The 18,864-nt window shown below is 63.7% G+C and carries 20 protein-coding genes; 7 read left to right on the top strand and 13 right to left on the bottom strand.

The genetic code is table 11. The annotated features are described in order from the left end of the window. Positions 1 to 17 precede the first annotated feature (17 nt). From ACIPZG_RS19785 to ACIPZG_RS19770, 4 genes are all read left to right on the top strand, one after another. On the top strand, positions 18 to 293 hold the full coding sequence (locus tag ACIPZG_RS19785; protein WP_008100495.1) for a DUF493 domain-containing protein: 276 nt from the start codon (positions 18 to 20) through the stop codon (positions 291 to 293). Then, on the top strand, positions 293 to 940 hold the full coding sequence (gene lipB / locus ACIPZG_RS19780) for a lipoyl(octanoyl) transferase LipB (RefSeq protein ID WP_008100493.1): 648 nt from the start codon (positions 293 to 295) through the stop codon (positions 938 to 940). Before ACIPZG_RS19785 ends, lipB begins: the two co-directional genes overlap by 1 nt. 2 nt (positions 941 to 942) lie before the next feature. Next, entirely contained in the window at positions 943 to 1,959 is a 1,017-nt protein-coding gene (gene lipA / locus ACIPZG_RS19775) for a lipoyl synthase (RefSeq protein WP_008100490.1), read from the top strand. An 86-nt stretch (positions 1,960 to 2,045) separates the two neighbouring features. Next, positions 2,046 to 2,984, top strand: a complete 939-nt coding sequence (locus ACIPZG_RS19770) for an LD-carboxypeptidase (protein WP_400716289.1) — start codon at positions 2,046 to 2,048, stop codon at positions 2,982 to 2,984. A 117-nt stretch (positions 2,985 to 3,101) separates the two neighbouring features. Here ACIPZG_RS19770 and ACIPZG_RS19765 read toward each other — a convergent pair whose 3' ends face one another. From ACIPZG_RS19765 to leuS, 5 genes are all read right to left on the bottom strand, one after another. After that, positions 3,102 to 4,418 (bottom strand): lytic murein transglycosylase, encoded by a 1,317-nt coding sequence (locus tag ACIPZG_RS19765; protein ID WP_400716287.1) that lies wholly within the window; start codon positions 4,416 to 4,418, stop codon positions 3,102 to 3,104. A gap of 60 nt (positions 4,419 to 4,478) precedes the next feature. Then, entirely contained in the window at positions 4,479 to 4,643 is a 165-nt protein-coding gene (arfA, locus tag ACIPZG_RS19760) for an alternative ribosome rescue factor ArfA (RefSeq protein ID WP_012274368.1), read from the bottom strand. Positions 4,644 to 4,929: 286 nt separating this feature from the next. Then, on the bottom strand, positions 4,930 to 5,967 hold the full coding sequence (gene holA, locus ACIPZG_RS19755) for a DNA polymerase III subunit delta (protein WP_008100482.1): 1,038 nt from the start codon (positions 5,965 to 5,967) through the stop codon (positions 4,930 to 4,932). Positions 5,968 to 6,004: 37 nt separating this feature from the next. Next, positions 6,005 to 6,610, bottom strand: a complete 606-nt coding sequence (gene lptE / locus ACIPZG_RS19750) for an LPS assembly lipoprotein LptE (protein WP_400716285.1) — start codon at positions 6,608 to 6,610, stop codon at positions 6,005 to 6,007. 61 nt (positions 6,611 to 6,671) lie between these two features. After that, positions 6,672 to 9,278, bottom strand: coding sequence for a leucine--tRNA ligase (leuS, locus tag ACIPZG_RS19745; protein ID WP_400716283.1), 2,607 nt, complete (start codon positions 9,276 to 9,278; stop codon positions 6,672 to 6,674). A 228-nt stretch (positions 9,279 to 9,506) separates the two neighbouring features. Between leuS and ACIPZG_RS19740 the strand changes: the two genes are divergently transcribed. Both ACIPZG_RS19740 and ACIPZG_RS19735 read left to right on the top strand, forming a co-directional pair. Beyond that, complete coding sequence (locus tag ACIPZG_RS19740; RefSeq protein ID WP_400716281.1) at positions 9,507 to 9,821, top strand: hypothetical protein; 315 nt, start codon at positions 9,507 to 9,509, stop codon at positions 9,819 to 9,821. Positions 9,822 to 9,953: 132 nt separating this feature from the next. Beyond that, positions 9,954 to 10,715 carry a YdcF family protein gene (locus tag ACIPZG_RS19735; RefSeq protein WP_400716279.1) on the top strand — a complete coding sequence of 254 codons (762 nt, stop codon included), beginning with the start codon at positions 9,954 to 9,956 and terminating at the stop codon, positions 10,713 to 10,715. Between the two features lie 126 nt (positions 10,716 to 10,841). On the opposite strand, the gene lnt is transcribed toward ACIPZG_RS19735, so the two are convergent. From lnt to ACIPZG_RS19715, 4 genes are read right to left on the bottom strand one after another with little or no spacing between them, the layout of a single operon-like run. After that, the gene (lnt, locus tag ACIPZG_RS19730; RefSeq protein WP_400716277.1) at positions 10,842 to 12,359 is read right to left on the bottom strand and encodes an apolipoprotein N-acyltransferase; all 1,518 of its coding nucleotides are present in this window, start codon (positions 12,357 to 12,359) and stop codon (positions 10,842 to 10,844) included. 8 nt (positions 12,360 to 12,367) lie between these two features. Next, entirely contained in the window at positions 12,368 to 13,207 is an 840-nt protein-coding gene (locus ACIPZG_RS19725; protein ID WP_008099804.1) for an HlyC/CorC family transporter, read from the bottom strand. A 25-nt stretch (positions 13,208 to 13,232) separates the two neighbouring features. Further along, entirely contained in the window at positions 13,233 to 13,706 is a 474-nt protein-coding gene (gene ybeY / locus ACIPZG_RS19720; protein WP_400716275.1) for an rRNA maturation RNase YbeY, read from the bottom strand. Then, positions 13,699 to 14,697 (bottom strand): PhoH family protein, encoded by a 999-nt coding sequence (locus ACIPZG_RS19715; protein ID WP_400716273.1) that lies wholly within the window; start codon positions 14,695 to 14,697, stop codon positions 13,699 to 13,701. The genes ybeY and ACIPZG_RS19715 overlap by 8 nt, the downstream gene beginning before the upstream one ends. Before the next feature lie 254 nt (positions 14,698 to 14,951). Here ACIPZG_RS19715 and ACIPZG_RS19710 point away from each other — a divergent pair, with 254 nt between their 5' ends. Then, positions 14,952 to 15,278, top strand: a complete 327-nt coding sequence (locus ACIPZG_RS19710; RefSeq protein WP_043274131.1) for a DUF1820 family protein — start codon at positions 14,952 to 14,954, stop codon at positions 15,276 to 15,278. Here ACIPZG_RS19710 and ACIPZG_RS19705 read toward each other — a convergent pair whose 3' ends face one another. The 4 genes from ACIPZG_RS19705 to ACIPZG_RS19690 all read right to left on the bottom strand — a co-directional run bounded on the left by ACIPZG_RS19705 (position 15,279) and on the right by ACIPZG_RS19690 (position 18,818). After that, a complete protein-coding gene (locus tag ACIPZG_RS19705; RefSeq protein WP_400716271.1) occupies positions 15,279 to 15,824 on the bottom strand; it encodes a tetratricopeptide repeat protein in 546 nt (181 codons plus the stop codon). A gap of 257 nt (positions 15,825 to 16,081) precedes the next feature. Beyond that, on the bottom strand, positions 16,082 to 17,365 hold the full coding sequence (hemL, locus tag ACIPZG_RS19700) for a glutamate-1-semialdehyde 2,1-aminomutase (RefSeq protein WP_400716269.1): 1,284 nt from the start codon (positions 17,363 to 17,365) through the stop codon (positions 16,082 to 16,084). 17 nt (positions 17,366 to 17,382) lie between these two features. Next, the gene (thiE, locus tag ACIPZG_RS19695) at positions 17,383 to 18,006 is read right to left on the bottom strand and encodes a thiamine phosphate synthase (RefSeq protein WP_008092871.1); all 624 of its coding nucleotides are present in this window, start codon (positions 18,004 to 18,006) and stop codon (positions 17,383 to 17,385) included. A gap of 14 nt (positions 18,007 to 18,020) precedes the next feature. Further along, positions 18,021 to 18,818, bottom strand: a complete 798-nt coding sequence (locus ACIPZG_RS19690; RefSeq protein WP_400716267.1) for a hydroxymethylpyrimidine/phosphomethylpyrimidine kinase — start codon at positions 18,816 to 18,818, stop codon at positions 18,021 to 18,023. Between the last annotated feature and the right edge of the window lie 46 nt (positions 18,819 to 18,864).

Genomic DNA, 18,864 nt, shown 5'->3' with positions numbered 1-18,864 from the left:
ACGAGGCCGTTTCCGCCATGAGCGAACCTGACGTCAAGTCGCACAAAATCGAATTCCCTTGCGCTGATTACCCGATCAAGGTCATCGGCGACACCGTGGTCGGCTTCAAGGACATGGTGATCGAAGTCCTGAGCAAGCACGCCAAGGTCGATCTTTCCACCCTGGCCGAGCGCCAGAGCAAGGAAGGCAAGTACACCACCGTGCAGCTGCACATCGTTGCCGAAAGCGAGAACCAGCTGCACGACATCAACAGCGCCCTGCGCGCGACCGGCATCGTGAAAATGGTGCTCTGATGTCCTTGTGTCTCGGTTTTCGCGAGCTTGGCCTGCAGCCCTATGAACCGGTGCTGGAAGCCATGCGTCGCTTTACCGAGCAGCGTAGCCCGGACAGCCAGGATGAAATCTGGCTGGTCGAGCACCCCGCGGTCTTCACCCAGGGCCAGGCCGGCAAGGCCGAGCACCTGCTGGTGCCGGGCGACATCCCGGTGGTGCAGACCGACCGTGGTGGCCAGGTGACCTACCACGGTCCCGGGCAGCTGGTGGCCTACCTGCTGCTGGATGTGCGCCGCCTGGGCTTTGGTGTGCGCGAGTTGGTCAGCCGCATCGAGCAGACCCTGATCGACTTGCTGGCCAGCTACGGCGTCGTTGCCGCGGCCAAACCCGATGCGCCGGGTGTCTATGTCGATGGAGCGAAGATCGCCTCCCTCGGCCTGCGAATCCGCAACGGCCGTTCTTTCCACGGCCTTGCTCTGAACGTGGACATGGACCTTGCGCCATTCCGCCGAATCAACCCCTGTGGGTATGCGGGGCTGGCCATGACCCAGCTGCGCGACCTGGCAGGCCCGATCGAACTCGACGAGGTCAGGACAAGGCTGCGCGGACAGCTGGTCAAGCACCTCGACTATGCTGAGCAGACGACCCTGACGGGCGGAATCGACTGAATATGACAACTGTGCAAGAAGCCGTGCCGAACCTGATACCTACCCAGGATGCCACCTCGCGCCCAGCGCCGAAGAAGGTGGAAGCTGGGGTCAAGCTGCGTGGCGCCGAAAAGGTCGCGCGCATCCCGGTGAAGATCATCCCTACCGATGAACTGCCGAAAAAGCCGGACTGGATCCGCGTGCGTATCCCGGTGTCCCCGGAGGTCGACCGCATCAAGCAGCTGCTGCGCAAGCACAAGCTGCACAGCGTGTGCGAAGAAGCTTCCTGCCCGAACCTGGGCGAGTGCTTCTCCGGTGGCACCGCCACCTTCATGATCATGGGCGACATCTGCACCCGGCGCTGCCCGTTCTGCGACGTAGGTCATGGTCGGCCGAAGCCGCTGGACCTGGACGAGCCGAAGAACCTGGCCGTCGCCATTGCCGATCTGCGTCTGAAGTACGTGGTCATTACCTCGGTGGACCGCGACGACCTGCGTGACGGTGGCGCCCAGCATTTCGCCGACTGCATCCGCGAAATCCGCGCGCTGTCGCCGGGCGTACAGCTGGAAACCCTGGTGCCGGACTACCGCGGCCGTATGGATGTGGCCCTGGAAATCACCGCGCAAGAGCCGCCGGATGTGTTCAACCACAACCTGGAAACCGTACCGCGCCTGTACAAGGCCGCGCGTCCGGGCTCCGACTACGACTGGTCGCTGGACCTGCTGCAGAAGTTCAAGCAGCTGGTGCCACACGTACCGACCAAGTCGGGCCTGATGCTTGGCCTGGGCGAGACCGACGAAGAAGTGATCGAAGTGATGCACCGCATGCGCGAGCATGACATCGACATGCTGACCCTCGGCCAGTACCTGCAGCCTTCGCGCAGCCACTTGCCGGTGCAGCGTTTCGTTCACCCGGACACCTTCGCCTGGTTCGCCGAGGAAGGTTACAAGATGGGCTTCAAGAACGTCGCATCCGGCCCGCTGGTGCGTTCGTCCTACCACGCTGACCAGCAGGCTCACGAGGCCAAGATCAAGCTCTGATCCTGGTGTGAGCCGTCTATGCCGATGCGCGCCGAAAGGCGGCATCGGCATTTTTGTTTTTGTGCCATGCGCTGCAAGGAGTTGCGATGAATTGCGCTGAAATCCATGAGTCCCGTTTGCCCGCAGCGTTGCCGCATGACGCCTGCTTTGCCATTGTTGCCCCGGCCGGGCCGGCGCGGCTGGATGCGCAAAAGGCCAGCCAATGGTTCGCCGAGCGGGGCTACCGCTGCCGCATCTATCCGGGTGCCGAACAGACTCAGGGTTACCTGGCAGGCGCTGACCAACAACGGCTGGAAGATCTGCATGCTGCCTTTGCGGACCCGACTGTCGACGCGATCCTGTGCATGCGCGGCGGCTACGGCAGCATGCGCCTGCTCGACAAGCTCGATTTCGAGTTGATCCGCCGTCACCCCAAGCCGCTGATTGGCTACAGCGATATCACCGCCCTGCACACGGCAATCTACCGACATACCGGTTTGTTGACCTTTCATGGGGCGATGCTCAATGCCGACTTGTTGGGCGCCAAGCAGCAGCCGACCGAGTCTTCGCTGGTGGCGCAGTTGTCAGGGCAGGTGGGTGAAGGTGACGAGATTGTCCATCCTTCCACGTTTGCATTGACGTGCGTGCTGCCGGGCGTGACCAGTGGGCGTTTGCTGGGCGGTAACTTGTCGATGCTGGGCGCGACCCTGGGTACTGTGGCCGAGATTGAAACCCAGGGCAGCATCCTGTTTATCGAGGATGTGAACGAGCCGCTGTATCGGGTCGACCGTCTGCTGACCCAGCTGCGCCTGGCGGGCAAGCTGGAAGGTGTGAAGGGTGTGCTGGTGGGGGATTTTGCCGGGATCACCGTGGCGGCGATGACGCCCCTTTTGCAGGACATTTTCGGGCCGTTGGGCGTGCCAGTGCTGGCCGGGTGGCGCAGTGGGCATTGTGATCCGAATGTGTGTTTGCCGCTGGGGGCTCAGGTGAGGCTGGATAGCGAGGGGCAGAGCTTGGTGTTGGCTCAGGATTTGTTCAGGGGTTGAGGTTGATGGGGCCGCTGTGCGGCCCTTTCGCGACACAAGGCCGCTCCTACAGAGATTGCGTACTTCTGTAGGAGCGGCCTTGTGTCGCGAAAGGGGCGCACAGCGCCCCCAGCATTCTCAGCGCTGGCGCAGGCTATCCAGCAACTTGTGCGTCGGGTACCCATCCGCCGGCCAACCCAGCCCCTGCTGGGCATTGCGAATCGCCTTGCGGGTATTGGCGCCGATGATGCCATCCGGGTTGCCTGCCTCATGCCCGCTGGCATTGAGCAGCGTCTGCAGCTCGACGCGCTCGCTGCGGCTCAGCGGCAGATCTTCTTTCGGCCAGTTGCCGGCAATGAAGCCCCAGCCCGAGAAGCGATCACCCAGCAGGCTCACCGCCAGCGCATAGGACGACGAGTTGTTGTACTTGAGGATCGCGCGGAAATTGTCCAGCACCAGGAATGCCGGGCCACGCGCGCCTGCCGGCAGCAGCAGGGCGGCGGACAGATCGTTGCTGCCCGCTGGCAGCTGCGTGCCTGCCGGCAGCTTCACGCCCAGTTGCAACCACGCGCTGACCGGTTTGCGCTGGGTGCCATCGGCCAACCAGTAGTCGAAGCCTGCGGGCACCTGTACCTCGAAGCCCCAGGGCTGGCCACGTTTCCAGCCGGAGCTCTGCAGATAGTGCGCGGTCGATGCCAGGGCATCTGGCGTGCTGTTCCAGATATCCCGTCGGCCATCGCCATCGAAATCCACCGCATGGGTGTTGTAGGTGGTCGGAATGAACTGGGTCTGGCCCATCGCACCGGCCCACGAACCGCGCATGGCTTCAGGCTGGATGTCGCCGTGCTGGATGATCTGCAAAGCAGCGATCAGCTGGTCCTGGGCGAACTGGGGGCGGCGACCCTCGTAAGCCAGGGTGGCCAGCGAGCGAATCACTGATTTGCTGCCCTGGAACTGGCCGAAGTTGCTTTCCATGCCCCAGACCGAGACCAGCACCTGGCGGTCGACGCCATAGCGTTGCTCGATGCGCGTCAGCAACTCGGCGTTCTGCTCCAGCAGTCGCTTGCCGTTGCGCACGCGCAAAGGTGAAAGCGCACCCTCGAGGTATTCCCACACCGGGCGGGTGAACTCAGGCTGGCTGCGGTCGGCCTTGATCACGTCCATGTCTGGCGTGACACCTACGAAGGCGCGGTCGAAGGTGCTGGCCGCGATGCCGGCTTGCAAGGCTTGCTGGCGGAAGCCGGCCTGCCATTGGGCGAAGCTTTGCAGGGGCTGGATTTCAGTGCTGACGTCGGGCGTGGTGCTGGGCAGGGTCACTACCGGCGCGGGCTGGGCAGGTGCCAGCGGCAGGGCGTCGGCGGCGGTGGGTTTCTCCGCGCAGGCGACGAGCAGGATGAAGCTGGAGGCCGCGATGAGCTGGCGGGAATTCCAACGGGGGAGGAGGCAGAAGGGCATGCACAGATCCAGAATTTCAGGTCAGGTGCCGACCATACCATGCCTGCGCTTTCGATGCTTTCATGCGGCCAAAAAGTAAGAAGCCTCCCAATCTCTCGATTGGAAGGCTTCGCGGCGGTAGCTGCCTTTGCCCTTGTCTGGCTGCTCCTGGCGGCAGCGGAACAGCGGTTGGGCGATGATCGACTTGGCTTTGTTGGGGCCGTGCTTCTTCGGCTTTTTGCTCATGGGGAGGTTCCTGCCTGGGAGATGGGTTGCGCGGCGGACTGTAGGCCGGTAGTGGGGGCAGGGCCAATTGATTGTGTTTATGGCTCAGGGCCCTATCGCCGGCAAGCCGGCTCCCACAGGTTCACCGCAATGCTCAGGTCCTGTGTTGTCCCTGTGAGCTCCCACAGGTTCACCACAATGCTCAGGTCCTGTGTTGTCCCTGTGAGCTTCCACAGGTTCACCACAATGTTCAGGGCCTGTGTTGTCCCTGTGGGAGCCGGCTTGCCGGCGATAGGGCACCTGAATGTTACTCGGGCGGCAAGACCAACCGTTGCCCGGCCATCAATAACGACAACCGCGACAATCCTGTCCACGGCGATCCTTCGGCCTGCCCCTTGATCTGCGCATCGATGCGCTGGGCATCCTGCAGCAATTGCGCCCAACGCTGTGCGGAAAGCCGTTGCAGGGCCTTGCTGACCAACGGTCGACGCTTGTCCCACACCGGTGGCCGAGCCTGGCTGAAGGCCTTGTCCAGCGGCACGCCCTGGCTGAACTGTTGGGCCAACCCAGCCAGCAGCCGCAGTTCACGGGCAAGCGCCCAGAGGATCACCGGTGGTTCGACCCCTTCGCCACGCAGGCCCTCGAGCATGCGCAGGGCATGCGCGGCCTCGCCATTGAGAATGGCATCGACCAGGCCGAAGACATCGAAGCGCGCACTGTCGGCTACGGCACCCTGGACCGTTTCCACGGTGATCTGGTTGCCTTCGGCAAGCAGCTTGAGCTTTTCGATTTCCTGGGCAGCGGCCAGCAAGTTGCCTTCTACCCGCGCGGCGATCAGGTCGACCGCATCGCGTTGCGCAGAAAGGCCAGCCTGGGCCAGGCGCTGGTTGATCCACTGCGGCAACTGCTGGGCATCCACCGGCCAGATCTGGATGAACTGGCAGTGAGCGCCTTCGATCAGCGCCTTGCCCCACTTGGTCTTCTGCGCGCTGCCATCGAGTTTGGGCAGGCTGATCAGCAGCAGGGTGTCTTCGGCAGGCCTGGCGCAGTATTCCATGAGCGCTGCAGCGCCCTTGTCGCCGGGCTTGCCGGACGGCAACCGCAGTTCCAGCAGGCGGCGCTGGGCAAACAGGGACAGGCTGGCACCAGCTTGGAGCAGGGTGCCCCAGTCGAAGTTGGCGTCGGCACTGAACACCTGGCGTTCATCGAAACCTTGCTGGCGAGCAGCATTGCGGATGGCGTCGGCGGCTTCCTGGCACAGCAGCGGGTCGTCGCCGCTGACCACGTAGACCGGGGCCAGGCCACCTTGCAGGTGCTTGTTGAGTTGGGCGGGGGCGAGTTTCATGGGAAACAGGCGGGGCACCGAAGTGCCCCGCACGGGCTTAACGGCCCGGGATTTCCAGCGGAGACTGTTGAGGCGTTTCCGCCTGCTGGCGACGCGCGGCTTCCAGTGCTTCGGCTTCGGCCTTGGCGCGTTCGTCGGCCTTGCGCTGCAGTTCGTCCAGCTGAGTTGGCGTCAGGATCTGCAGGCGCGCGACCATCGACTGCACCAGGTTGCGACGCATCTCTACGCGTGCCTGGCTGGCTTCCTGTTCGGAACCTGTGATGTTGGAGCTGTCACGTACGTAGATCTTGCGTACTTCGACCTTGTCGTTGAGCAGTTCGAGGTTGTTCAGGCCCAGAATGCTGTACTTGAGCGTTGTGGTGAGCTCGTACTCGGCGGTACGGCTGCCGCCGCCGTAACTGGCGGCGCGCTGATTTTCCTGTTCGTCGGTCAGCACCAGGCGGTAAGGCGCACCTGCGTGAACGTTGACGCCGCTCTGCTCCAGCACCTGGCGCAACTGGACCACCGTCTGGCCGTAGGCGTTACGTGCGCTGACGTCCATTTCCTTGATGCTCAGTTCGTTGGTGCCGGTGCCGCGCAGCTGGAAACCACAGGCGCTGAGCATGATGGCCAGGCCCATTACCAGCAGATTGCGTTTGATCATGTTGTTGCTCCCTTGTGGGCCGATACCGCCCACCCGCATTGGCTGCGGGTGGGCGCTGCCATCAGTTGGCGACGATGTTGACCAGTTTGCCCGGTACCACGATGACCTTGCGGATGGTCAGGCCATCGATGAAACGCAGGACATTCTCGTTGCTGCGGGCGGCGGCTTCGACTTCTTCGCGGCTGGCAGCGGCAGGCATCTCGACCTGGCCACGCAGTTTACCGTTGACCTGTACCACCAGGGTAATGGTGTCCTGTACCAGCGCTTGTTCGTCGACGCTTGGCCAGGTGGCATCGATGACCGACTCGACGTGGCCCAGCGCCTGCCACAGTGCGTGGCTGATGTGCGGGGTGATCGGCGCCAGCAGCAGGGTGACGGCCTCCAGGCCTTCCTGCAGCAGGGCACGGTCTTGCTCGCTGGCCTGCGGAGCCTTCTCCAGCACGTTCATCACGGTCATTACCTGGGCGATGGCGGTGTTGAACTTGTGGAACTGGCCGACATCGGTGCTGGCCTGCTTGATCGCGGCGTGGATAGCCCGGCGAATGACCTTCTGCTCGTCGCTCAGGGCGGCGATGTCCAGTTTCCCCGGCAAGCCTTGGCTGACGTGGCCCTGGGCCAGGCGCCAGACGCGGCGCAGGAAGCGGCTTGCGCCTTCGACGCCGGAGTCGGACCACTCCAGGCTCATGTCGGGCGGCGAGGCGAACATCATGAACAGGCGGCAGGTATCGGCGCCGTAGGCTTCGATCATCGACTGTGGGTCGACGCCGTTGTTCTTCGACTTCGACATTTTCTCGGTGCCGCCGATTTCCACCGGCAGGCCGTCGGTCATCAGGCGTGCGCCGATGATCTTGGCCTTGGCATCGCGTTCCACTTCGACGTCGGCCGGGTTGAACCATTCGCGGCCACCATTGCTGGCGGTGCGGAAGTAGGTCTCGGCGACCACCATGCCTTGGGTCAGCAGGTTCTTGAACGGCTCGTTGGAGGTGACCAGGCCTTCGTCACGCATCAGTTTGTGGAAGAAGCGCGCATATAGCAGGTGCAGGATCGCGTGCTCGATACCGCCGATGTACTGGTCGACCGGCAACCAGTGGTTGGCCGCTTTCGGATCGACCAGGCCCTTGTCGTAGTTGGGCGAGGCGTAGCGGGCGAAGTACCAGGACGACTCGACGAAGGTGTCCATGGTGTCGGTTTCACGCTTGGCCGCGGTGCCGCATTTCGGGCAGTTGCAGTCGTAGAACTCAGGCATGCGCGCCAGTGGCGAACCGGCGCCATCCGGCACCACGTTCTCCGGCAGCACGACCGGCAGCTGGTCTTCCGGCACTGGCACGTCGCCGCACGACGGGCAGTGGACGATCGGGATCGGGCAGCCCCAGTAGCGCTGGCGGCTGATGCCCCAGTCGCGCAGGCGGAACTGGGTGCGCGACTTGCCCAGTTCCTTGCGGATCAGGGCAGCTTCGATAGCGTCGAACGCACCGGCGAAGTCCAGGCCGTCGAACTCGCCAGAGTTGATCAGCTGGCCGTGCTCGCCGTAGGCGGCCAGCCACTCGCTGCCGACTTCATCGCCAGCGCTGGTGCGGACCACCGCCTTGACCGGCAGGTTGTACTTGTGGGCGAACTCGAAGTCGCGCTCGTCGTGGGCCGGCACGGCCATCACGGCGCCATCGCCATAGTGCATCAGCACGTAGTTGGCGACCCACACCGGCAACTTCTCGCCGGTCAGCGGGTGCTCGACCAGCAGGGAAGTGGCCATGCCCTTCTTCTCCTGGGTGGCCATGTCGGCTTCGGCGACGCTGCCGCTTTTGCACTCGTCGATGAACGCCTGCAGCGCCGGGTTGCCCTGGGCAGCCTGGGTGGCCAGCGGGTGTTCGGCGGCCACGGCGACGTAGGTCGCGCCCATCAAGGTGTCCGGACGGGTGGTGAAGACTTTCAGGGTGCCTTCATGGCCGATGCTCGCCTGGTCGTACGGGAACTGCACTTCCATGCCGCGCGACTTGCCGATCCAGTTGCGCTGCATGGTCTTGACCTGCTCAGGCCAGCCCGGCAGCTCGTCGAGGCTTTCCAGCAGCTCGTCGGCGTAGTCGGTGATGCGGAAGTAGTACATCGGGATTTCGCGCTTCTCGATCAGCGCGCCCGAACGCCAGCCGCGGCCGTCGATGACCTGCTCGTTGGCGAGCACGGTCTGGTCGGCCGGGTCCCAGTTCACGGTACCGTTCTTGCGGTAGATGATGCCTTTCTCGAACAGGCGGGTGAACAGCCACTGTTCCCAGCGGTAGTAATCCGGCTTGCAGGTGGTGACTTCACGTGCCCAGTCGACGGCCAGGCCCAGGCTCTTGAGCTGGGTCTTCATGTAGTCGATGTTTTCGTATGTCCACTTGGCCGGGGCGACATTGTTTTTCATCGCCGCGTTTTCCGCGGGCATGCCGAAGGCGTCCCAGCCCATCGGCTGCAGGACGTTCTTGCCCAGCATGCGCTGGTAGCGGGCAATCACGTCGCCGATGGTGTAGTTGCGCACGTGGCCCATGTGTAGCTTGCCGCTCGGGTACGGGAACATCGATAGGCAATAGTAAGTGTCTTTGCCTGGCTGTTCGGTAACAGCGAACGATTGTTGCTCGTCCCAGAACTTCTGGGCGGCGGCTTCGATATCACGGGGCGTGTATTGTTCGTGCATGGCTACTTTTTGGCTGAGAGATAAGAGACCTTGTTCCAGGCAGCGGAACCTCGCTGCGTCCGGCACTCCGGTGTCGTGAGGGTGAACGCCGTAGCATACAGCAGCGCCGCGTATCGTGGGAAACCCTGATTGCGAATGGCCGCTGGTCGCTGCAACCGGCTGCTTTTTGCAGCGACGCTAAGCTCATGTGTGGGGGGAGATATTCTTTATCTTCAATGAGGTGAACGGATGGGAGAGACGCAGCTACCCGCAATCAAACCGGAGCTTTACGAACGCCTGATCGACCGTCTTGGCCTGGCACTGGAAGTCGCCAGAACCTCGGTGCGATTACGCGACGAGATGCCAGCCGAGCTGGAGTTGCGTGGCCTGAGCCATGCAGAGTTCGAAGTGATCAAGGCCTACCTGGATTCCCTCCCGGAACGCCGAAATGCCTGTGCCGGTACTTACCCACAAGCGGAATCGCGCACGGCAAAGATCATCTGGCTCAAGGACAAGCAACGCCCCGCCAATACGGCGAGATCCAGGACGCTGCCGCATCGCTAGCCGTTCAGGACGCCAGGCGCAGGCCATCGCGCGCCGGTTCTTCTACACACTTCTCACGATCGGCGCCTGCCGCCTACTTGTTGGCTGGCGCCGATCCTCTTAGGCTGCACGCCGTCCATGGAGGTGTAGCCGATGCCAATTCGATACTTCATCAAGCAATGGTTGATGCCGCCGGGCGTCCTGTTCCTGCTGTTGCTGCTTGCCTGGTGGCTGCGCGCACGGCGGCCCCGGTTGGCGGCATTGTGCTTTGCGCTGGGGCTGGGCGGTTTGTGGCTGATGAGCCTGCCGCTGGTGGTGCAGCAGGCTGCTCGCCTGCTGGAGACCGAACCCGCCGTGCCGGTGAACGAGTGGGCGGGCCTGGCGGGCAGGGCGGACGCGATCGTCGTGCTGGGAGCGGGGCGCGAGCGTGGCGACCCGGCCTGGGGTGGTGCCGACCAACCCACCGCTACGGCGCTGGAGCGCATGCGCTTTGCCGCAGCGCTGGCCAAGGCCTCGGGCTTGCCGGTGCTGACCAGCGGCGGGCTGCACTTTGGCACACCGCCGAGCGAGGCGCGGCTGATGGCCGACCGCCTGCGTGAGGATTTCGCTGTCGAGGTCAAATGGCAGGAAGGCGCGAGCCGCACTACCTGGGAAAACGCCCTGTTCAGTGCCCAGGTGCTGCAGCCGCTGGGGATTCGCCGAGTGATCGTGGTCACCCAGGCCTGGCATATGCAGCGCTCGCGCTGGAGCTTCGAGCGCGCGGGGTTCGAGGTGGTGCCTGCGCCGGTGGGGTTCCTTGGGCGCGATCATGCGCGGCCGTTTGGCGGGTTGCTGCCGGAGAGCCGGGCGATGTGGCAGAGCGGGCAGTTGCTTAACGAAGCGGTGGGGTTGGTGGGGTATCGGTTGTTTTATTGAGAGTTGTATTGCCTGTACCGGCCTTATCGCCGGCAAGCCGGCTCCCACAGGTACGGCACAGCTTTCGAATCCTGTGCTGTACCTGTGGGAGCCGGCTTGCCGGCGATGAGGCCAAAACAGTCAACTTCAAACGGTCTTGGCGATACGCCCCGCCAGCAGCGCCCACCCCAGCAGCAGCACACAGACGATCGCCAGCGGCCACGAGCGCCATTGCAGATAAGGCGTCAGCTGCTGCATCGGCACCACCTCCCCATACAGCACCGCCCGCTGGAACTGCGGCACTTCGACGGTGATCTTGCCAAACGGGTCGATCAATGCGGTCACGCCGTTGTTGGTGGCCCGGATCATCCAGCGCCCAGCTTCCAGCGCCCGCATCTGTGCCATCTGCAAGTGCTGCAGCGGGCCGATGGAGGTGCCGAACCAGGTGTCGTTGCTGATGGTCAGCAACAGGTCGCTACGTGCGGCAAGGCCTGCGGCGAACTCTGGGTAGACCACCTCGTAGCAGATGTACGGGGCGATCTGGTAGCCCTTGGCCTGCAGCAGCGGCTGGTCTTCAGGGCCACGGGCAAAGTCCGACATCGGCAGGTTGAAGAACTCGATCAGGCCGCGGAGCATGTCCTGCAACGGCACGTACTCGCCGAATGGCACCAGCTTCTGTTTGAGGTAGGTGCCGTCGCCTTCGCCAGTGACGGTGATGCCGTTGTAGTAACGGCGCTGGTGGTGCACCACCTCACGCACGGGCACGCCGGTGATCAGCGCCGAGTGGCGGTCGGCGGCAAAGCGGCCCATCACGTCGATGTAGCCCTGGGCCTGGTCCTTGAGGATCGGCACCGCCGTTTCCGGCCAGATCAGCAGGTCCACCGGCTTGGAGCTGAAGCTCATGTCGCGGTACAGGGCCAACTGCGCATCGATATGTGCCGGGTCCCATTTCAGTTCCTGCTCGACATTGCCCTGCAGCGCGGCGACCTTCAGCGGATCGCCAGCGGGCTTGGTCCATGCGTGGCCTTTGAGGGCCATGCCCACCCCCCACGGCGCCAGCAGCAGCGCGACGCCCACGGCCAGGAACGACGGGCGGGCGCGCAGGCGCTGCAGGTTGCACAGCAGTGCCGCGCTCAATGCCAGGGTAAACGAGATCAGCCACACGCCACCCAGTGGCGCCAGGCCGGCCAGTGGGCCGTCCAGCTGGCTGTAACCGGCATACAGCCAAGGGAAACCGGTCAGGAACCAGCCGCGGAACGCCTCTTGCAGCAACCACAGCGCCGCGAAACACAGGGCGTCGGCCAGGGGCGCTTCGTTGCGTCGCAACCAGCGCGCCCAGAGCCAGGTGGGCAGGGCGAAGAACCAGGCCAGGGCGGCGAAGAACGCCAGCAGCAGCACGATGGCCAACAACGGCGAGGCGCCGCCGTAGGTGTTCATGCTGACGTAGATCCACCAGGTGCCGGCACCGTACAGACCGAAGCCGAACCACCAGCCGCGCCACATGGCCTGACGCGGGCTGAGCTCGCGCAGGCCGAGGTAGAGCATGGCGATCGATAGCAAGGCCAGCGGCCAGATGTCGAAAGGCGCCAAGGCCAGGAGGGTAGATGCGCCGGCCGCCAAGGCCAGCAGGTTACCGGGCCAGCCGGGGCGGGTGATCCAACGCATGTTTGTCCTTAGCGGGTGATCGGTGTCAGGCGCAGCAAGTGTATCCGCCGGCTGTCGGCGTTGAGAATACGGAACTTGTAGGCGCCGATCTCGGTGGTTTCGTTGCGCTTGGGCAGGTGGCCGAAGGCGCTCATCACCAGGCCGCCAACGGTGTCGAACTCGTCGTCGGAGAATTCGCTGTCGAAGAACTCGTTGAAGTTCTCGATCGGCGTCAGGGCCTTGACCAGGAAATCGCCGCTGGGCAGTGGCTTGATGTAGCTGTCTTCCTCGACATCGTGCTCGTCTTCGATGTCGCCGACGATCTGTTCGAGCACGTCTTCGATGGTCACCAGGCCCGCCACGCCGCCGTATTCGTCGATGACGATGGCCATGTGATTGTGGTTGGCGCGGAACTCGCGCAGCAGCACGTTCAGGCGCTTGGACTCCGGCACGAAGGTGGCCGGACGCAGCAGGTCCTTGATGTTGAAGCTGTCGCCGTTCTCCTTGAGGATCAGCGGCAGCAGGTCCTTGGCCAACAGGATCCCGAGCACATCGTCATGGCTTTCGCCGATCACCGGATAGCGCGAGTGCGCGGCGTCGATCACCGCTGGCAGGAACTCGCGAGGCGACTGGGTAGCCTTGATGCTCATCATCTGCGAGCGCGGGACCATGATGTCGCGCACCTGCAGGTCGGCGACCTGGATGGCGCCTTCGACGATGGTCAACGCTTCGCTGTCGAGCAGCTTGTTCTGATGGGCTTCGCGCAGCAGCTCCAGTAGCTGCTGGCGGTTTTTCGGCTCATGGGCAAAAGCCTGGGTCAGTTTACCCAACCAGGACTTCTGCCCGTTGCTCGATCGATCTTCGCTCATGGCGGTTCTCGTGATCCTTGGTGTATCAGTGTGTGATTGATTCGGTTTCATCGTCGGCATACGGGTCAGGGTGACCCAGTACTGCCAGCAATTCCCGTTCCAGCGCTTCCATTTCTTCGGCCTCATCGTCCTCGATGTGGTCGTAGCCGAGCAGGTGCAGGCAGCCGTGGATGACCAGGTGTGCCCAGTGCGCCTCCAGCGCCTTGCCCTGTTCGGCGGCCTCGCGCTCGACCACTGGCACGCAGATCACCAGGTCGCCCAGCAGCGGGATATCGAGCAGTTCGTCGGGCACGTCGGCAGGGAACGACAGCACATTGGTCGCGTAGTCCTTGTGCCGGTAAGTGTGGTTGAGCTCGCGGCCTTCGGCTTCGTCGACCAGGCGAATGGTCATTTCCGAGTCGGCGCTGCGCTGGCGCAAGGCCAGCTCGCACCAGCGGCGGAAGGCAGCGTCATCCGGGGCAGCGGCATCCGTGGCCCGTTGCAGGTCAAGTTCAAGCATCTTTGCCGGGCGCCTCGGGGTTGGCCTGGCGTCCCTCGAAGCGGTCGTAGGCTTCGACGATACGCTGCACCAGTGGGTGACGAACCACATCTTTGGGTTGGAAGTGGGTGAAGCTGATCCCCGGAACGTCCCGCAGGACCTCGATCACATGGGCCAGGCCCGACTTGGTGCCGCGGGGCAGGTCGACCTGAGTGATGTCGCCGGTAATCACCGCGGTGGAACCGAAACCGATGCGGGTGAGGAACATCTTCATCTGCTCGAGCGTGGTGTTCTGGCTTTCGTCGAGGATGATGAAGCTGTTGTTCAGGGTGCGGCCGCGCATGTAGGCCAGCGGGGCGATTTCGATGACCTGGCGCTCGATCAGCTTGGCCACGTGTTCGAAGCCGAGCATTTCATACAGGGCGTCGTACAGCGGCCGCAGGTACGGGTCGATCTTCTGCGCCAGATCGCCGGGCAGGAATCCGAGCTTCTCGCCAGCCTCGACCGCTGGGCGTACCAGCAGGATGCGGCGGACTTGCTCGCGCTCCAGGGCGTCCACGGCGCAGGCCACGGCCAGGTAGGTCTTGCCGGTACCGGCCGGGCCGATGCCGAAGTTGATGTCGTTGGCCAGGATTTCCTTGACGTAGCGCTGCTGGTTGACACCGCGCGGGCGAATGTTGCCCTTGCGCGTGCGCAGCGAGACGCTGACCTCGTTGACGGCCGGGTTGTCGATGTTCTCGACGGTCGACTCCTGCAGGTACAGGTGCACGGTCTCCGGCGACAGCTCGGTGGCCTTGGCCTCGCGGTAGAGGCGGCGCAGCAGTTGCTCGGCAGCGGAAGTGGTCTTGGGTTCGCCGATCAGCTCGAATTGATTGCCGCGGTTGCGGATCTCGATAGCCAGGCGTTGTTCGATCAGGCGCAGGTGCTCGTCGAACTGGCCGCACAAGTTGGCGAAACGGTGGGCCTCGAAAGGTTCGAGGATGAAGCGATGAGGTTGTATGGGTGCGTTCAAGGTCGTTTTTAGCCGCTCGACGGCAATGTAGGTGAACTCAAGAATAACCCTTGAACGGCAGTGGCGAAAGCACTGAAACGTTCAACGGTAGGTGCAATCTGTGCGGGCCTCATCGCCGGCAAGCCGGCTCCCACAGGTAAGGCACCGCGCTTCAGGCCTGTGCTGTACCTGTGGGAGCCGGCTTGCCGGCGATGAGGCCGCTGCTGTCTGCTATGATGCGCGACTTTTCTTACGCATGTGTTATCCCGCCCACCATGAGCAAACGCGAACCCGCCATCTATAAAGTGATCTTCCTCAACCAGGGGCAGGTCTTCGAGATGTATGCCAAGCAGATCTACCAGAGCGACCTGTGGGGTTTTCTGGAAATCGAGGAATTCGTCTTCGGTGAGCGCACCCAGGTGGTGGTCGATCCGAGCGAGGAGAAGCTCAAGAACCAGTTCGAAGGCGTGATCCGCAGCTTCGTGCCGATGCATTCGATCGTGCGTATCGATGAGGTGGAGCGCCTGGGGACGGCGAAGATCAGCGAGGCCAAGGGTGGCGGCAATGTCATGCCGTTCCCGGTGCCGATGCCCGAGAAGTGATCAGGGGAGGGGCGAGAACGGCGTGCGCCCTTCGGCGCTCTGCAGTTCCAGCAGGTATTTGCGGAAGATCTGGCCGAGTACCTGGGTGGCATGCTCCAGCTCGTCGCGGGGCATCTGCTCGGTCACTTCGTCGGCCATGTCCAGCGCATCTTCTGCGCCGTTGACCGCGGCCATCTTCAGCAGGATATAGGCCTGCACGTTGTTGGCCTTGACCCCTTCGCCATGAAAGAACATGGCACCGAGGCGGTACTGGGCTTCGGCATGGCCTTGCAGCGAGGCTTTCTCGAACCAGTCCAGGGCCTTTTTCAGGTCCTTGGGCGTTTGCGTGTAGTAGTACTCACCCAATTCGAACTGCGCCTGAACATCCCCGGTCGTCGCCGTCTGTTCGCATGCCTTGAGGGCATTTTCCAGGTCTTCTGGCTGAACATTGAGCGTGCAGCGGCCCGTTGCCGGAATCAGCAACGAGTTACCGCCCTCCGCCAGGGCCAGCAGAGGCGAAAGAAGCAACAGGCAGCCCAAGGTCAGGGCGCGGCCGGTGCGGTTCATGGGGATCGACTTACCTCTGCAAAGCTGCGGCCAATGTCTCTGGTGGCACATTATGGGATAAGCAGCGCCAACCTTACAAAGTTTTACTCGAATTTCTGTGTTGGTGGGGAAACTTGCTGATGGCTGAAGGACTTTTATTGCCTTGACCGGCCTCATCGCCGGCAAGCCGGCTCCCACAGGTACCCCACATATTTCAGCAACTGCGGGTCATCTGTGGGAGCCGGTTTGCCGGCGATGAGGCCGGTACAAGCGCCAAATTACTTCAGCTTGGCAAACGCCCGCTCAGCCGCATCCAGGGTGATCTGCAGCTCTTTTTCACCGTGAGCGATAGAAGTGAACCCTGCCTCGAACGCGCTCGGTGCCAGGTAAACCCCGCCTTCGAGCATCAAGTGGAAGAACCGCTTGAAGCGCTCGGCATCGCTGGCCATCACGTCATCGAAGGTGACGATGTCGTCGGCACCGCTGAAGTACAGGCCGAACATGGCACCTGCCTGGGTGGTGACGAACGGTACGCCAGCGGCATCGGCGCGCTGCTGCAGGCCATCGAGCATGCGGCTGGTGTAATCGGTCAGCTCGGCATGGAAGCCTGGGCGGCTGATCAGCCTCAGGGTGGTCAGGCCAGCGGCCATGGCCAGCGGGTTACCCGACAACGTGCCGGCCTGGTAGACCGGGCCGAGCGGGGCGATGCAACCCATGATCTCGCGCTTGCCGCCGAAGCAGCCGACCGGCATGCCGCCACCGACGATCTTGCCGAAGGTCGACAGGTCCGGCTTGATGCCGTAGTGGCCCTGGGCGCCACCGAGCGAGACGCGGAAACCGGTCATCACTTCGTCGAAGATCAGCACCACGCCGTGCTTGTCGCACTGCTCGCGCAGGCCTTCGAGGAAGCCCGGTGCAGGGGGAACGCAGTTCATGTTGCCGGCCACGGGCTCGACGATGATGCAGGCCACGGTCTGGCCGACCTCGGCCAGGGTCTTCTCGACCTCGGCGATGTCGTTGAACGGCAGGGTCAGGGTGTGCTTGGCGAAGTCCGCCGGTACACCGGCCGAGCTCGGTACGCCCTGGGTCAGCAGGCCCGAGCCGGCCTTGACCAGCAGGCTGTCGGAGTGACCGTGGTAGCAGCCTTCGAACTTGATGATGGCGTCGCGGCCGGTGTAGCCACGGGCCAGGCGAATGGCGCTCATGGTCGCCTCGGTACCCGAGCTGACCATGCGCACCATTTCCATGGACGGCACCAGCGAGCAGACCAGGTCGGCCATCTCGGTTTCCATGGCAGTCGGTGCGCCGTAGGACAGGCCGTGCTGCAACTGGTTGCGCACTGCATTGAGCACGTCCGGGTGGCCGTGGCCGAGGATCATCGGGCCCCAGGAGCCGACGTAGTCGACGTAGCGCTTGTCGTCTTCATCGACTACATAGGCGCCTTCGGCATGCTTGAAGAACAGCGGAGTGCCACCCACGCTCTTGAAGGCGCGGACCGGCGAGTTGACGCCGCCCGGGATGTGCTTCTGGGCTTGGGCGAACAGGGTTTCGGAACGGGACATGGGATCTTCTCTCGAAATCAGGAAGCGAACAGGGCGTTGAAGGCGCGGGCGCGGCGGGTGACTTCCTGCGCGCTGTCGGCACCGAACAGGCCATGGATCACCGCCAGCAGGTCAGCGCCATGGGCGACCAGCGGGGCGGCGTTGTCGAGGGTGATGCCGCCGATCACGGCGATCGGCAGTTTGACCTCGGCGCGGGCCTGCTCCAGCAGCTCGACATTGGCGGCGGGTGCGCCCGGCTTGGTCACGGAATTGAAGAAACGGCCAAAAGCCACGTAGCTGGCGCCTTCGCTGGCGGCCTGCCGGGCCAGGTCGAGCTGGGCATGGCAGGTCGAGCCGATGATAGCCTGGCGGCCGAGCAGGGCACGGGCTGGGGTCAGCGGGCCGTCGGTCTGGCCCAGGTGTACGCCGACGCCCAGGCGCGCGGCCAGCTCGGCATCGTCGTTGATGAGCAACTGGGTGCCGTAGCGCTCGCACAGCTTCATCAGGGCTTCAGCCTCGCGCAGGCGACGGGCAGCGTCGTCACTTTTGTCGCGGTACTGCAGCAGGCACACGCCGCCTTCCAGCGCCGCCTCGACATGGGACAGGAAACGGCCGGCGAGCAGCTGGCTGTCGGTGATCGCGTACAGACCACGTAGCTTCATCTGAAGGCCTCGTATCAGGAGCAGAAGTCCAGGGGCAGGCGGCGCGGGACGAACTGGCCTTTGCCCAGTTGTTCCGCGTCACGCAGGGTGCGCCAGGTGTAGTCCAGTGCGCTGCGCACCGCGCTTTGCAACTGTTCACCCAGGGCCAGGCGGCCGGCCAGGGCGCTGGCCAGGGTGCAGCCCGAGCCGTGGTAGCTGCCCGGCAGGCGCTGGCAAGTCCAGGTGTGGCTTTGGCCGTCGCGGCTGTACAGGCGGTTGTGGATTTCGTCTTCGTCGCCGTGACCACCGGTAATCAGCAGGTGTCTACAGAACGGCAACAATTTTTCTGCACATTCGTCTGCCGTACCTTCAGGCAGCTCGGCGAGGATGCGTGCTTCGGGCAGGTTCGGCGTGGCGATGGTCGCCAACGGCAGCAGGCGTTCGCGCAGGGCATAGCCGACTTCGTCCTTGCCCAGGCGGCCACCGCCACCGGCACGCAGTACCGGGTCGCAGACCAGCGGCAGGTGCGGGTGGGCAGCCAGCAGTTCGGCGACGGTGTCGACCATGTCGATCGAACCGAGCATGCCTAGCTTGACGGCAGCGACCCTGGAGTCGGCCAGCACGACGTTGGCCTGGGCCAGCACCCACTCGCGGTCGAGCACGCGGAAGTCGGAAACATTGACGGTATCCTGCACGGTCAGGGCGGTCACGGTCGGTGCGGCGTGACAGCCTTGGGCGAGCAGGGCTTCGATATCTGCCTGCAGGCCGGCGCCGCCACTTGGGTCGTGGCCGGAGAGACAGAGGACAACGGGGCGGGAGCTGTAGGTATTCATGGTCGGCGAGCTTACCACCAATCCCATTTGTGCGGATCGTCCTACA

It is taken from the genome of Pseudomonas sp. NPDC089395, assembly GCF_044749525.1.
Classification (GTDB): domain Bacteria; phylum Pseudomonadota; class Gammaproteobacteria; order Pseudomonadales; family Pseudomonadaceae; genus Aquipseudomonas.
This window is presented reverse-complemented; position numbering and strand designations above follow the sequence as displayed.